The 13,153-nt window shown below is 37.0% G+C and carries 10 protein-coding genes and 1 other annotated feature; of the genes, 6 read left to right on the top strand and 4 right to left on the bottom strand.

From position 1 onward, the window contains the following. Window positions 1-102 precede the first annotated feature (102 nt). The 4 genes from recJ (at window position 103) to dtd (ending at window position 5,851) form a co-directional block, all read left to right on the top strand. A complete protein-coding gene (gene recJ, locus HCJ50_RS03480; protein ID WP_185347470.1) occupies window positions 103-2,454 on the top strand; it encodes a single-stranded-DNA-specific exonuclease RecJ in 2,352 nt (783 codons plus the stop codon). Further along, window positions 2,444-2,965: an adenine phosphoribosyltransferase gene (locus tag HCJ50_RS03475; protein WP_014092886.1), complete on the top strand. Its 522-nt coding sequence runs from the start codon at window positions 2,444-2,446 to the stop codon at window positions 2,963-2,965. The genes recJ and HCJ50_RS03475 overlap by 11 nt, the downstream gene beginning before the upstream one ends. 203 nt (window positions 2,966-3,168) lie before the next feature. Then, on the top strand, window positions 3,169-5,385 hold the full coding sequence (locus HCJ50_RS03470) for a RelA/SpoT family protein (protein WP_185347472.1): 2,217 nt from the start codon (window positions 3,169-3,171) through the stop codon (window positions 5,383-5,385). A gap of 13 nt (window positions 5,386-5,398) precedes the next feature. Beyond that, window positions 5,399-5,851, top strand: coding sequence for a D-aminoacyl-tRNA deacylase (dtd, locus tag HCJ50_RS03465; protein ID WP_185347474.1), 453 nt, complete (start codon window positions 5,399-5,401; stop codon window positions 5,849-5,851). Between the two features lie 47 nt (window positions 5,852-5,898). Here dtd and HCJ50_RS03460 read toward each other — a convergent pair whose 3' ends face one another. Beyond that, window positions 5,899-7,182 carry an N-acetylmuramoyl-L-alanine amidase gene (locus HCJ50_RS03460; RefSeq protein WP_185347475.1) on the bottom strand — a complete coding sequence of 428 codons (1,284 nt, stop codon included), beginning with the start codon at window positions 7,180-7,182 and terminating at the stop codon, window positions 5,899-5,901. Window positions 7,183-7,341: 159 nt separating this feature from the next. Then, window positions 7,342-7,568 (top strand) — a binding site (T-box leader). Window positions 7,569-7,630: 62 nt separating this feature from the next. Between HCJ50_RS03460 and hisS the strand changes: the two genes are divergently transcribed. Next, window positions 7,631-8,914, top strand: a complete 1,284-nt coding sequence (hisS, locus tag HCJ50_RS03455) for a histidine--tRNA ligase (RefSeq protein ID WP_185347477.1) — start codon at window positions 7,631-7,633, stop codon at window positions 8,912-8,914. Further along, a complete protein-coding gene (aspS, locus tag HCJ50_RS03450) occupies window positions 8,915-10,690 on the top strand; it encodes an aspartate--tRNA ligase (RefSeq protein ID WP_187127465.1) in 1,776 nt (591 codons plus the stop codon). Between the two features lie 36 nt (window positions 10,691-10,726). Here aspS and HCJ50_RS03445 read toward each other — a convergent pair whose 3' ends face one another. The 3 genes from HCJ50_RS03445 to HCJ50_RS03435 form a co-directional block, all read right to left on the bottom strand. Then, the gene (locus HCJ50_RS03445; protein WP_185347481.1) at window positions 10,727-11,107 is read right to left on the bottom strand and encodes a hypothetical protein; all 381 of its coding nucleotides are present in this window, start codon (window positions 11,105-11,107) and stop codon (window positions 10,727-10,729) included. A 150-nt stretch (window positions 11,108-11,257) separates the two neighbouring features. Further along, the gene (locus tag HCJ50_RS03440) at window positions 11,258-11,623 is read right to left on the bottom strand and encodes a P-II family nitrogen regulator (protein WP_185347483.1); all 366 of its coding nucleotides are present in this window, start codon (window positions 11,621-11,623) and stop codon (window positions 11,258-11,260) included. A 13-nt stretch (window positions 11,624-11,636) separates the two neighbouring features. Continuing rightward, window positions 11,637-12,842, bottom strand: a complete 1,206-nt coding sequence (locus tag HCJ50_RS03435) for an ammonium transporter (protein ID WP_185347485.1) — start codon at window positions 12,840-12,842, stop codon at window positions 11,637-11,639. Window positions 12,843-13,153 lie beyond the last annotated feature (311 nt).

Raw genomic sequence — 13,153 nt, 5'->3', positions numbered from 1 at the left:
GTAAAACGTCAACTTTTAATGTTGGCGTTTTTTGTTTTGTAGATTCCTCTTGGTTTTTCGAGTGATTTTCGATATAATAGGAAGGTTGAGAGGTGGGGTAATGTGATTGATTCAAAATACTTATGGAATATCGAGGAAGCTGAAGAAGAGAAAGCTATTCAATTAGCTGAACAACTAAAAATTTCACTTCCACTTGCAAAATTACTTTGGAAAAGAAAGATTACAACGCAAGGACAATTCGATAAATTTTTCCACCCAGAAAAATATCAAAGTTACGATCCATTCTTATTTGCTGAAATGGATTTGGCAGTTGCTCGAATTAAGAAAGCAATCGAATTAAATGAACAAATGCTTATTTACGGTGATTACGATGCGGATGGTGTTACAAGTATTGCAGTACTTATGAAAACATTGCGGCATTTAGGTGCGAATGTAGATTTTTATATTCCCAATCGATTTACAGAAGGTTATGGTCCTAATATCGCGGCTTTTGATATGGCGAAAAATCAAGGTGTGGATTTAATCATTACAGTAGATAATGGTATCGCCGCACTCGAGGTAATGTCGCATGCTAAGGAAATTGGATTAGATGTTATTGTAACGGATCATCATGAGCCAAGAGAAGTGATGCCAGAAGCAGTCGCTGTTATTCATCCAAAACATCCTAAATCAGCTTATCCATTTGACGAACTAGCTGGTGTGGGGGTGTCTTATAAATTATCTCATGCGCTTCTTGGGGAAGAACCTAAAGAATTGCTCGATTTAGTTGCAGTTGGTACGGTTGCCGACTTGGTTTCCTTAACAGATGAAAATCGAATGTTTGTGCAACAAGGTTTGCGTCAATTGCGTGAAGGCGCGAACATCGGCTTAGCTGTTTTAGCTAAAAAAGCTAGTTTGAAATTAGAAGAAGCGACAGAAGAAACTATTGGCTTTGGACTTGCTCCAAGACTGAATGCAGTTGGACGGCTTGGCCCAGCTGATCCAGCAGCCGACTTGCTGTTAACAGAAGATCCTGAAGAAGCCCTTTTTCTAGCAGAAGAAATTGATGATGCCAATAATGAACGCAAACAAATTGTGGTAGATACTACAAAACTAGCGATTGAAGCCATTGAAGCAAAGGACAATCTTGGGAAAATTTTAGTAGTTAGTGGTGAAGATTGGAATACTGGAATTTTAGGGATTGTTGCCTCTAAATTAGTGAATATTTATTCAAGACCGGCAATTGTGTTAGGGATAGATTCGCTTACTGGAGTTGCAAAAGGTTCTGGTCGTAGTATTGCCTCTTTTCACTTATATCAAGCGCTTAATAATCATAGAGAGCTAATGACTGCTTTTGGTGGTCACCCGATGGCTGCTGGGCTTACTTTGCCAGTAGAAAACTTAAGTGAGCTAGAAATGAAGTTAGAAGAGGAAGCAAATCTTCTTAAAGAGGAAGATTTTCGTCAGGCACTACAAATAGAAGAGCGTATCCATTTAGCTGATGTTTCAGTTTCTTTCATTACTCAATTAGAAAAACTAGCACCCTTTGGTATGGACAACCCAAAACCAATATTTCTACTAGAAGGCATGCATTTAAAAGGGACAAAACGAATTGGTGCGGATAAAACACATTTAAAAACAATGCTTGGTAGTAAGGAAAGCGATGTTACCCTTGATGCAATTGGTTTTGGTGTAGGTGACTTAGTAGAAAAAATTGCTCCTTCAGCAGAAGTGGATGTTGTCGGTGAGCTATCTATAAATGAATGGAATAATATTAAAAAACCGCAACTTAGAATGATGGATGTTCGTATTCCACACTGGCAACTTTTTGATGTGCGAAACAAGGCTGAGTGGTCACGAATTCTCCAAGAAAAAACAGATTCACGTATATATATTTGTTTTAAAGAGCGAACAACGGTAACACTAAAGGATCAAAACTACCTTTTAGTCGATGAAAATACGGATTTCAAATTAGCGATTCAAGCGGATGAACTTGTTTTTGCAGATATTCCAGCAAACATCGAAATAATTGAAGAAATTGTACGCGAGATAAAACCGGCGCGCATCTTTGTTCATTTTGACGCGGTTGAAGGGAATCAAATCCCGGCAATCCCGGATCGTACAGCATTTGCTGAGTTATATAGCTTAATAAAAAAATTCCAACCATTTTCTATTGAAAAATACACCCCTCGTTTAATGCAAAAATTTGGTTGGAACAAAGAACAAATCGATTTTATGTCAAACGTGTTTTTTGATTTAGAATTTGCTAAAATGGAAAGTGGTCAGATTATCGTCAATCAAGTAGTTGGAAAACGTAATCTGGATGAGTCACTTGTATATCAACAAAAAGTAGCAGAAATTACTACTCGTAAAAAATTGTTATACTCTAACTACAACGAAATTCATAGTTGGATGAAATCAATGATGGAAACATCAATTTACCCGAATGCGGAGGAACTTGAAAATGGAAATTAAAGATTTAGAGAATTACGTAGCGATTGTCAATGATTGGCCGAAAAAAGGAATTGTTTTTAAAGATATTACTCCTTTAATGAATGATGGAGAGGCTTATCGATTTGCTACAGATAAAATTGTTGAATATGCCAAAGAATTAAAAATCGATATTATTGTTGGACCAGAAGCACGTGGATTTATTATTGGCTGTCCAGTTGCTTATGCGCTTGGAATCGGTTTTGCACCAGTTCGTAAACCTGGCAAATTACCACGTGAAACAATTGAAATGGAATATGATTTAGAATATGGTACTAATAAATTATCAATGCATAGTGATGCTATCAAACCGGGTCAACGAGTGTTAATTACAGATGATTTACTTGCAACAGGTGGAACCATTGAAGCAACTATAAAATTAGTAGAAGAACTGGGTGGAATTGTTGCAGGTTGTGCATTTTTAATTGAGCTAAAAGAATTAGAAGGCCATAAAAAATTAAATGGTTATGATCGCTTAATCTTAATGAAATTATAAAATTTAAACTACTCCTGATATTTTAGGGGTAGTTTTTTTAAGAAAAATACCAAATCAATTAGAAATTGTGAAAAAGCAAGGAAAAGTGCTTTATAAATAAAGTAGCCTCATGCTATAATATTAGACAAGAATCTTTTTCGAACACTCAATTATGGGTGTTTTTAAGTTGTGTACATGACAAGTAGATAAGAGGGTGAATGTAAATGGCGAAAGAACAAAATCTGACAGCTGAGCAAGTCATTGATTTGGCTTCTCATTATATGAATCAGGAACATCTTGCGCTTGTAAAAAAAGCGTATGAATTTGCGCGCGATTCTCATAAAGAACAATTTCGTAAATCAGGTGAGCCGTATATTATTCATCCAATTCAAGTTGCCGGCATTTTAGTAGAATTAAGAATGGACCCCTCCACAGTAGCATCTGGTTTTTTACATGATGTGGTTGAAGATACTCCAGTCACACTTGCTGATTTGGAAGAAGCATTCGGTAGCGAAGTGGCCATGCTTGTAGATGGGGTTACTAAACTTGGTAAAATAAAATATAAATCGCATGAAGAGCAACAGGCTGAGAATCACCGAAAAATGTTTATTGCAATGGCACAAGACATTCGTGTTATTCTCATTAAACTAGCTGATCGTCTACACAATATGCGCACATTAAAGCATTTACCAGTCGAAAAGCAGCGTAGAATTGCGAATGAAACTTTAGAAATTTTTGCACCACTTGCACATCGCTTAGGGATTTCTCGCGTAAAATGGGAACTGGAAGATACAGCGCTGCGTTATTTAAATCCACAGCAATATTATCGTATCGTTCACTTGATGAAACAAAAGCGAGATGCAAGAGAGCGTTATTTGAATGATGTTATTGATGGTGTTAATGAAAACCTCGATGAACTTAATATTCAAGCAGACATTTCTGGACGACCAAAACATATTTATTCCATTTACCGAAAAATGACGGAACAAAATAAACAATTTAATGAAATTTATGATTTATTAGCCGTTCGGATTGTTGTTAGCAGCATTAAGGACTGTTATGCGGTGCTTGGAATCATTCATACACGTTGGAAACCAATGCCAGGTCGCTTTAAAGATTATGTTGCGATGCCTAAATCAAATATGTATCAATCAATTCATACGACTGTAATTGGCCCTCAAGGCGAACCACTCGAAGTACAAATTCGAACACATGAAATGCATCAAATCGCTGAATATGGGGTTGCAGCACATTGGGCTTATAAAGAAGGAAAAGTAGTTAATTCAAAAACTTCTTTTGATAATAAATTAACTTGGTTCCGAGAAATATTAGAATATCAAAATGAATCAGATAATGCAGAAGAATTTATGGAAAGTTTAAAACTCGATTTATTTTCAGATGTTGTGTATGTGTTTACACCCAAAGGAGATGTGTATGAGCTGCCAAATGGCTCTGTACCACTTGATTTTGCTTACCGCGTGCATACGGAAATTGGGAATAAGACAATTGGCGCAAAAATTAACGGTAAAATTGTCACTTTAGATTATAAGCTAAAAACAGGCGATATTATTGATATTTTAACTTCCAAACATTCGTATGGACCAAGCCGTGATTGGTTGAAACTCGTCCAGACATCTCAAGCTAGAAATAAAATTAAACAGTTCTTTAAACGACAAGCTAAAGAAGAAAATGTCGAAAAGGGACGTGACTTAGTAGAAAAAGAAATTAGACAACTTGGATTTGAGCCTAAAAAAATTATGTTACCAGAAAATCTTCGTAAGCTTGCAGATAAGCTGAATTTTTCTCATGAAGATGATCTTTTTGCGGCTGTTGGATATAACGGTATTACTGCATTGCAAGTTGCTAACCGATTAACTGAAAAGCTTCGAAAAGAACGTGAACTTGAGGCGGAAACAGAGAAACTACTCACTCAAACCGAAAACAAACCTTCTAATTCAGACGCCAATAATGAAAAATTGAAAATCAAACATAATGCAGGTGTTGTCGTCCAAGGTGTGGGTAATTTACTCATTCGACTTTCGCGTTGTTGTAATCCCGTACCAGGAGATGAGATAGTTGGTTATATTACTAAAGGTCGTGGGATTTCTATTCATCGCCAAGATTGTCCCAATGTCCAAACAATTGAAGCAGAACGGTTAATAGAAGTAGATTGGGAAGACACAGATTCTCAAGCGAAAAATGATTATAACGTGGATATCGAAATTTTTGGATATAATCGTAATGGTCTACTAAATGATATTCTGCAAGTTATTAATAGCTTAACTTCGAATATTAATGGCGTTAATGCCAAGGTAGATAATAATAAAATGGCGACACTAGTCGTTACGCTTCAAATTCATAATATCAATCATCTGCAACGAGTGGTAGATAAAATCAAACAAATTCCAGATGTCTATACAGTGAGACGTTTAATGAATTAAAGGAGTGAAAGAGATGCGCGTGCTACTGCAAAGGTGTTATGAGGCTTCCGTAAGTGTGGAAGAAGAAGTAATTAGTGAGATTGCTGGAGGGCTTTGTTTGCTAGTTGGATTTACACATAGTGATACTCCAGAAACCGTTGATTATATGGCGAAAAAAGTGACTGGATTACGAATCTTTGAAGATGATTCAGAGAAGATGAATATCTCTTTAGCAGAACAAGGTGGGGCGATTTTAAGCGTCTCTCAGTTTACCTTATATGCCGATGTAAGTAAGGGGAAACGTCCTAGCTTTACAAAATCAGCTCCAGGAGAGAAAGCAGAAGCACTTTATGACTTATTTAATACGAAACTTGCAGAAGCGGGGTTCGTCGTTGAGACAGGCGTATTCGGCGCTTTTATGGATGTAAAAATTATCAATCACGGGCCAGTTACGATTTTGCTCGATTCAGAAGAAATGGGTAAATGAAAAAGCAATCATTTAGAAGAAACAAATCTTCTAAATGATTGCTTTTTTTAGTTAGAGAAATAATCGGATAAGCCGTCTACTACTGCATCTGCAATTTTACTTCTATAAGAGACGGAATTAATATTTCGTTCATCTTTTGTAGAACTTAGATAACCAAGTTCTAGAAGTACAGCAGGTTGAGAGTTTTCTCTTAAAACATAATAATCGCCAACCCTTGCCCCACGGTTAGAAGTAGGGAGTTCTTTACCAAGGCTTGTATTAATGCTTTTAGCGAGCGCTTTATCATTATTATCATAATAATAAGTCGTTTGACCGCTTACACCAGATTTGTTGTCTTCTAAACTATCAAAATGAAGGCTAATAAATACGTCGGCATTATTTTTAGCCGCTTTATTTGTGCGTGATTTTAAAGAAATGTATTCATCGCTATCTCTAGTTAAAATTACTTTCGCACCATTAGCTTCGAGTTTGGACTTCACTTTGTTGGCTGTTTTTAACGTCATTTCTTTTTCAATGGTTCCTGCTGCGCCTTTTGCACCGGGATCATTACCTCCGTGACCAGGATCAATCACAATAGTTGCTTCGGATAATTTGGTCGTTTTACTTTTTGGCGTAGCTGTTTGTCCTTTATTCGAGACATCGACAACCCAGTTAGCGACATAACCGGTTGTGCCACTTGTTGTTCTGATTTGATACCAGTCACCTTGAACTCCTTGAATAGCAAAACTTTGACCGGAATTAGCTTTTTCAAGGACAGCACTATTTCGGCTTGCATCGCTTCGAATATTAGTGGAGTTTTCACGAATTGTAACAGTTTGCAGATTACTATCATCTACTTTTGTTACAGATTCACGAATATCTAAGTAGGTGGAACTAGCCCAAGCACTTTTTCCTTGATATTGGATTTGTGCCCAACCATTTTGTTGACTTGTAACGGTTACTTGATCACCGTTATTAAGTAAGCCGAGTGATTTACTTGAGGTACTTGGTTTTTCACGTACATTTAAACCGCCATCCGAATTGACAATAGCGACACTGTTACTTGCTGCACTGACTTCTGTATTTTCAACTAACCAGCTTGCAACCCAACCACTGTTACCATTATCTAATTGGACCTTGTACCACTGATTTTCTTCACCGACTACCCGGAGTACTTCATTTTTTCTGGCTTGGCTTGTTACATCATAGGCCAATCCAGGACCGCTGCGGACATTTATGACTTCTGCTTTTACGACGACAGAATTTGCGTTCGCCATAGCAATTGTGGTAACAATACCTGCTGCAATCAATAAAATGGAGACAACGGTAATAAAAATGAATTTATTCTTCATTTAAAGCTGACACCACCTATATACTCATTAACTTTTATCTGACAGTAAAATGTTACCATAAAATGCGCTTTCATGGAACTAGAAAGTAAGTTTTTATAAAAATTTTGACAAAATGTTGACTTTTCTATGTGTTTTTAGTAATCTTAGAATAATTCATATTTAAAACTAGCGACAGAGAAAAGTAAGGAAATCCCTGCTATAAAGAGAATTTATCCCATTTGGCTGAAAGGATAAAGATAGTCATATTTTCTGAAAAGACACTCTCGAGGTTTCTTGTTGAATAAAAGTAAACAAGAACGTATTCAGGCGTTAACTGACTTAAGTGAGGACTTTTTTAGTTCTAATTAGGGTGGTACCACGGGTGTAAATAAACTCTCGTCCCTTGTTTTTATAACAAGGGGCGGGGGTTTTTCTTTATATGTTGAAGTAAATAAGGAGGGAAAGAATTATGCAATTACCAAGAGGGACACGTGATATTTTACCAGAAGAGATAGCAAAATGGCATTTTCTAGAGCGTGAATTTGCAACAGTTTGTGAAAACTACCAATATCAAGAAATTCGAACACCTATTTTTGAACATACTGAGCTGTTTGAACGAGGAGTTGGCGATTCTACTGATATTGTCTCAAAAGAAATGTACACTTTTCAAGATAAAGGCGGTAGAAGCCTCACTTTACGACCAGAAGGAACTGCTTCGGTTGTTCGTGCTTTCGTTGAGCATAAATTATACGGTGATGTGAGCCAGCCAATCAAAATGTATTATAATGAACCAATGTTCCGCTATGAACGCCCACAAGGAGGTAGACAACGCCAATTTACTCAAATGGGAATAGAGGCAATTGGTAGTGATGATGCCTCAATTGATGTAGAAGTTATCTCCCTAGCGATGGAGTTTATTACTCGCATTGGTTTGCAAAATATCAAATTGGTCATTAATAGTCTAGGCGATAAAGAAAGCCGCTTAAAACATCGTGAGGCATTAGTAAGTCATTTTGAGCCTCATATAGATGAATTTTGTTCTGAATGCCAAGTGCGATTACACAAAAATCCACTGCGTATTTTAGATTGTAAAAAGGATCATGACAATCCACTTATCCAAACAGCACCCTCTATTTTAGATTATTTAAATGAAGCATCCACTTCTTATTTTAATAAAGTCCAAACATATTTGCATGCGCTAGAGATTCCATTTGAAATTGATCCAACAATGGTTCGCGGACTTGATTATTATAACCATACTACTTTCGAAATTATGAGTGAGGAAGAAGGATTTGGTGCTAAGACAACCCTTTGTGGCGGCGGGAGATACCACGGCTTAGTGAAAGAATTTGGTGGTCCGGATACACCAGGAATTGGGTTTGGTCTGGGTGTAGAACGTATTTTATTAGCTCTTGAGAAAGCAAATATCCAAACTCCAGCGAAAAAACCATTAGAAGTTTATGTTATTACTGCACAACCAGAAGCAGAATTAAAAGCAGTCACACTTGTAAATAAACTTCGAAAAAATGGAATTAGTGCAGAAAAAGACTATTTAAAACGAAAATTAAAGGCGCAACTCAAAGATGCAAACCGAAAAAATGCTGTTTATACGATTATTCTTGGTGAGGAAGAACTGCAAACCGGTAAATACCAATTGAAGAACATGGAAACTGGTGAACAAGAATCTATTTTTGAAGATAATTTAGATATAGTAATACAAAAGAAGCTAATAGATACCAAGGAGGAGAAGTAAATGGAGAAACGTACAAGTTACTGCGGAGAGTTAAATGAAGCTCATATTGGGCAAAGCGTCATCCTTCATGGTTGGGTACAAAAACGCCGTGATCTAGGAGGATTGATTTTCATTGATTTGCGTGACCGAGAAGGCATTGTACAGGTGGTCTTCAATCCAGAAGCATCTAAAGAAGCGCTCGCGATTGCAGATAGTGTAAGAAATGAATTTGTGGTTACAATTAAAGGGAAGGTTAGTGCCCGTGCTGAAAATGCCATTAACGAAAAATTAGCTACTGGGAGAATTGAAATTTTTGCAGAAGAAATTACTATTTTAAATACATCGAAAACGCCACCATTTTATATAGAAGATGGCGTGAATGTTTCAGATGAACTTCGCTTAAAATATCGTTATTTAGATTTACGTCGTCCTGAAATGAATAATATTTTCAAAATGCGTCATACCGTTACTAGAACATTTAGAAATAAATTAGATGCGCTTGGTTTCTTTGATATTGAAACCCCTTATTTAACCAAAAGTACTCCAGAAGGGGCGCGCGACTATCTTGTACCAAGCCGAGTTTATCCAGGTAATTTCTATGCATTGCCACAATCACCACAAATTTTAAAACAATTGTTAATGACTGCTGGATTTGATAAATATTACCAAATCGTTCGTTGCTTCCGAGATGAAGATTTACGTGGGGACCGCCAGCCGGAATTTACCCAAATAGATTTAGAGACAAGCTTTTTAACAAAAGAAGAAATCCAAGCTATCACGGAAGATATGCTTATTGAAGTAGTGAAAGAAGCAAAAGGTATTCAAATTCAAAAACCTTTCCCACGAATGACTTATAAAGAAGCAATGGATCGTTTCGGAAGCGATAAACCTGATATACGATTTGATATGGAATTACAAAATGTTTCAGAGGTTGTAAAAGACGTTGATTTTAAAGTATTCCAATCAGCGGTAGAGAGTGGTGGCGAGGTAAAAGCCATTAATGCTAAAGGAGCTGCAACTAATTTTTCTCGTAAGGATTTAGATGCGCTAGGTGTATTCGTTGCTAGCCACGGTGCTAAAGGTCTTGCGTGGCTTAAAGTGGAAGCTGGAGAATTAAAAGGCCCGATCGCTAAGTTCTTTCAAGCGGAAAAAGCGCAAGAATTAATGAAAGTTTTACAAGCAGAAGACGGAGATTTATTGCTATTTGCTGCTGATAAAGCAGATATTGTTGCTGCTTCTCTTGGCGCATTACGTAATAAACTCGGAAAAGAGTTACATTTAATTAATGAAGAAGAATTAGCCTTTTTATGGGTAACTGATTGGCCATTATTTGAATACGATGAAGAAGCGGGACGTTATGTTTCGGCACACCATCCGTTCACATTGCCAAAAGAAGAAGATATTCCATTGCTTGAAACCGATTCTTCCAAAGTGATGGCAGAGGCCTATGATATTGTGTTAAATGGTTATGAAATTGGTGGCGGTTCGCTTCGTATTTATAAAAAAGATGTGCAAGAATCAATGTTTCGCGCGCTTGGTTTCACAGATGAAGCGGCAAGGGAACAATTTGGCTTCTTAATGGAAGCGTTGGAGTATGGTACACCTCCGCATGGTGGCATCGCACTTGGCTTAGATCGTATTGTGATGATTTTAGCCGGAAGAAACAACTTGAGAGATACAATCGCCTTTCCTAAAACAGGAAGTGCAGTAGATCCTCTTACTAATGCGCCGGGTGAGGTTAGTGCAGCTCAACTTGCTGAGTTAAAACTGGAGACAGTAAAAAAAGAATCTAACTAAAAAAGAATCCGAGTTCACCACTCGGATTCTTTTTTATTAAAAATCATCACTTAATGCTTGAATATTTTCCACTTGAACTTTATTTACTAATAATCCTTGATTGGAATTATTGGACCAAAAAGGACCGTCCAGTTCTTTCGCTTCATCGGAGCTGATTTTATTTTTATTATAAAAAGTGGCTTCCACATTGTAGCGATTCCCTTTTTTTACAGCATTCCAGCTCTCCTTAGAAAGTGGTAGCGTAACTGCTTTGTTTCCAGCGCCATCAATTGTGCCTGTGACAGTATTGTCTGTTCCTTTATCATCCACAACGAAATTGAAGGTAATATCTACTTTAGACGATGCATGTTGATAAAGATAATAACCGCCAAAAAGAAGTATGGCTGCTAGAAGGGTGAAAATGGGGATTTTACGCATAGGGAAATTTGCGCCTCCTTATCTGTACTTAACGTTCTTCCTTTTTCATTATAAGTGTAAAAACCTAGAAGGGGAAGTGGTAAATGCCATTTCTCATTGATTTTTTAGAAAAGAGGCCCCATTTTTAATTAATTCACCATTTTAACTATTTTATTTTTGTGGTTTATCTTGTAATGCATCCACACCTGTTTCGCCAGTGCTAATTTTTACAACTTCAGAAAGTGGGTAAATAAATACTTTTCCATCGCCAGGTTCGCCGGTTCGAAGTGTTTCTTTTACAACTCGAAGTACATCCTCTACAGGTACGGTAGATACAACAATTTCAATTTTCATTCGTTCATGAATGTTACTTTCTTTTTTTGTACCACGGTAGAGCTCGATAAATCCTTTTTCCAGACCAGTTCCAAGTGCTTTTGTCACGGTTAAACCACTGACGCCGATTTTAGCAAGTTCTTTTTGGAAAAGGTTAAAACGGTTTGGACGTGTAATAATTTCGATTTTAGTTAATCCTAACATATTGTTACCTCCCTTATTCTTGATACGCTTTTTCACCATGTAATGTTAAATCAAGTCCTCTATATTCTTGCTCCTCATTTACACGGATTGGCAAGAATAATTTGATTACTACAACAATTAAGGCGGTTATAATAGCTACATAAGCCACTGTGGAACCAATCGCGATGAATTGCTTTACTAGTAAAGAAGCGTTGCCGTAAAATAGACCGTCTGCACCAGCTTCATTTATTTTAGTGGTAGCAAATAGCCCAGTTGCAATACCTCCCCAAATACCACCAATTCCGTGCAATCCAAACGCATCAAGCGCATCATCATATTTCACTTTTCCTTTTAGCCAAAATACTGCCCAGAAGCAAAGTGCGCCACCAAGAAAACCGATAATTAGTGAACTTGGAACCGTGACAAATCCGGCAGCAGGTGTGATTGAAACTAAACCAGCGATTGCACCTGAAATAGTACCAAGCATGGTTGGTTTTTTGTTAGTTAACCACTCGACTAGTCCCCAGCCAATGATACCGGCTGCAGCTGCCGTATTAGTATTGACAAAAGCCGTCATCGCTATATTATCAATTGTTAAGGCGCTACCAACATTAAATCCATACCAACCAAACCATACGAGAATTCCACCGATTAAAGCAAGAGGTAAATTATGAGGAGAAGCAGAATCCGCTTCTTTACGACGTCCTATCATAATTGCAAGAACTAAACCAGTAACCCCAGAACTTATATGAACCACATTACCACCAGCAAAATCTAGTGCGCCAAGTTCTCTTAACCAACCGCCATCGCCCCAAACCCAATGAGCAACAGGGGAGTAAACGAGTAATGACCATAAAATGATAAATAGTAAATAAGCGGAGAAGTTCATCCGCTCTGCAAATGCCCCAGAAATGATAGCTACCGTTAAAATAGCAAAAGTCATTTGAAACATCATAAATAAAATGTGTGGAATAGCATCTGAGTAAGTATCATTTGCGGCAAATCCGACATTATGAAGGAAAGTCCAATCAAAACTACCGATAAAACCATTTCCTGGTGCAAATGCCAAGGAGTAACCAACTATAACCCAAAGGATGGAAATAAGTGCCATCGAGCTAAAACTATACATTGCTGTACTTAACACATTTTTGCGTCTAACCATCCCACCATAAAATAAAGCAATTCCTGGTGTCATTAACCAAACCAATAAAGTACAAAAGAACATAAATACTGATTCCATACTCAACTCTCCTTTTGTTAGATAAGCTAACATAAAATATTTTATTTATGCGTTTATAATACACTATTTTTAAATAAAGGCAAGAATTATTGATCGATTCAGTTAAGTTGGTTAGATAATCTAACATAAAACGATTTCGTTTGTTTGGTTTGGGTGATTTATTCAGAATAATCAGATATATAGATACACTAAATTCCACTTTGATGACAGATAAAAGAGCCTATCCGAATGTAGTGACCCCCAAAAGTTGGACCTGAAAATCTAACTTTTGGAGGTTTTTTTGTATGGCAAAATACAGTTTGGAATTTAAG

It is taken from the genome of Listeria immobilis (genome assembly GCF_014322765.1).
In the GTDB taxonomy this organism is placed as follows: Bacteria; Bacillota; Bacilli; order Lactobacillales; family Listeriaceae; genus Listeria; species Listeria immobilis.
The sequence above is the reverse complement of the archived record's forward strand: the minus strand, read 5'-3'. Positions and strand labels throughout refer to the sequence as shown.

Excerpts from the sequence above, each read along its gene's own strand:
- HCJ50_RS03475 (WP_014092886.1), top strand. The coding sequence starts at position 2,444 with ATGGAAATTAAAGATTTAGAGAATTACGTAGCGATTGTCAATGATTGG.
- HCJ50_RS03470 (WP_185347472.1), top strand. The coding sequence starts at position 3,169 with ATGGCGAAAGAACAAAATCTGACAGCTGAGCAAGTCATTGATTTGGCT.
- dtd (WP_185347474.1), top strand. The coding sequence starts at position 5,399 with ATGCGCGTGCTACTGCAAAGGTGTTATGAGGCTTCCGTAAGTGTGGAA.
- HCJ50_RS03460 (WP_185347475.1), bottom strand. The coding sequence starts at position 7,182 with ATGAAGAATAAATTCATTTTTATTACCGTTGTCTCCATTTTATTGATT.
- hisS (WP_185347477.1), top strand. The coding sequence starts at position 7,631 with ATGCAATTACCAAGAGGGACACGTGATATTTTACCAGAAGAGATAGCA.
- aspS (WP_187127465.1), top strand. The coding sequence starts at position 8,915 with ATGGAGAAACGTACAAGTTACTGCGGAGAGTTAAATGAAGCTCATATT.
- HCJ50_RS03445 (WP_185347481.1), bottom strand. The coding sequence starts at position 11,107 with ATGCGTAAAATCCCCATTTTCACCCTTCTAGCAGCCATACTTCTTTTT.
- HCJ50_RS03440 (WP_185347483.1), bottom strand. The coding sequence starts at position 11,623 with ATGTTAGGATTAACTAAAATCGAAATTATTACACGTCCAAACCGTTTT.
- HCJ50_RS03435 (WP_185347485.1), bottom strand. The coding sequence starts at position 12,842 with ATGGAATCAGTATTTATGTTCTTTTGTACTTTATTGGTTTGGTTAATG.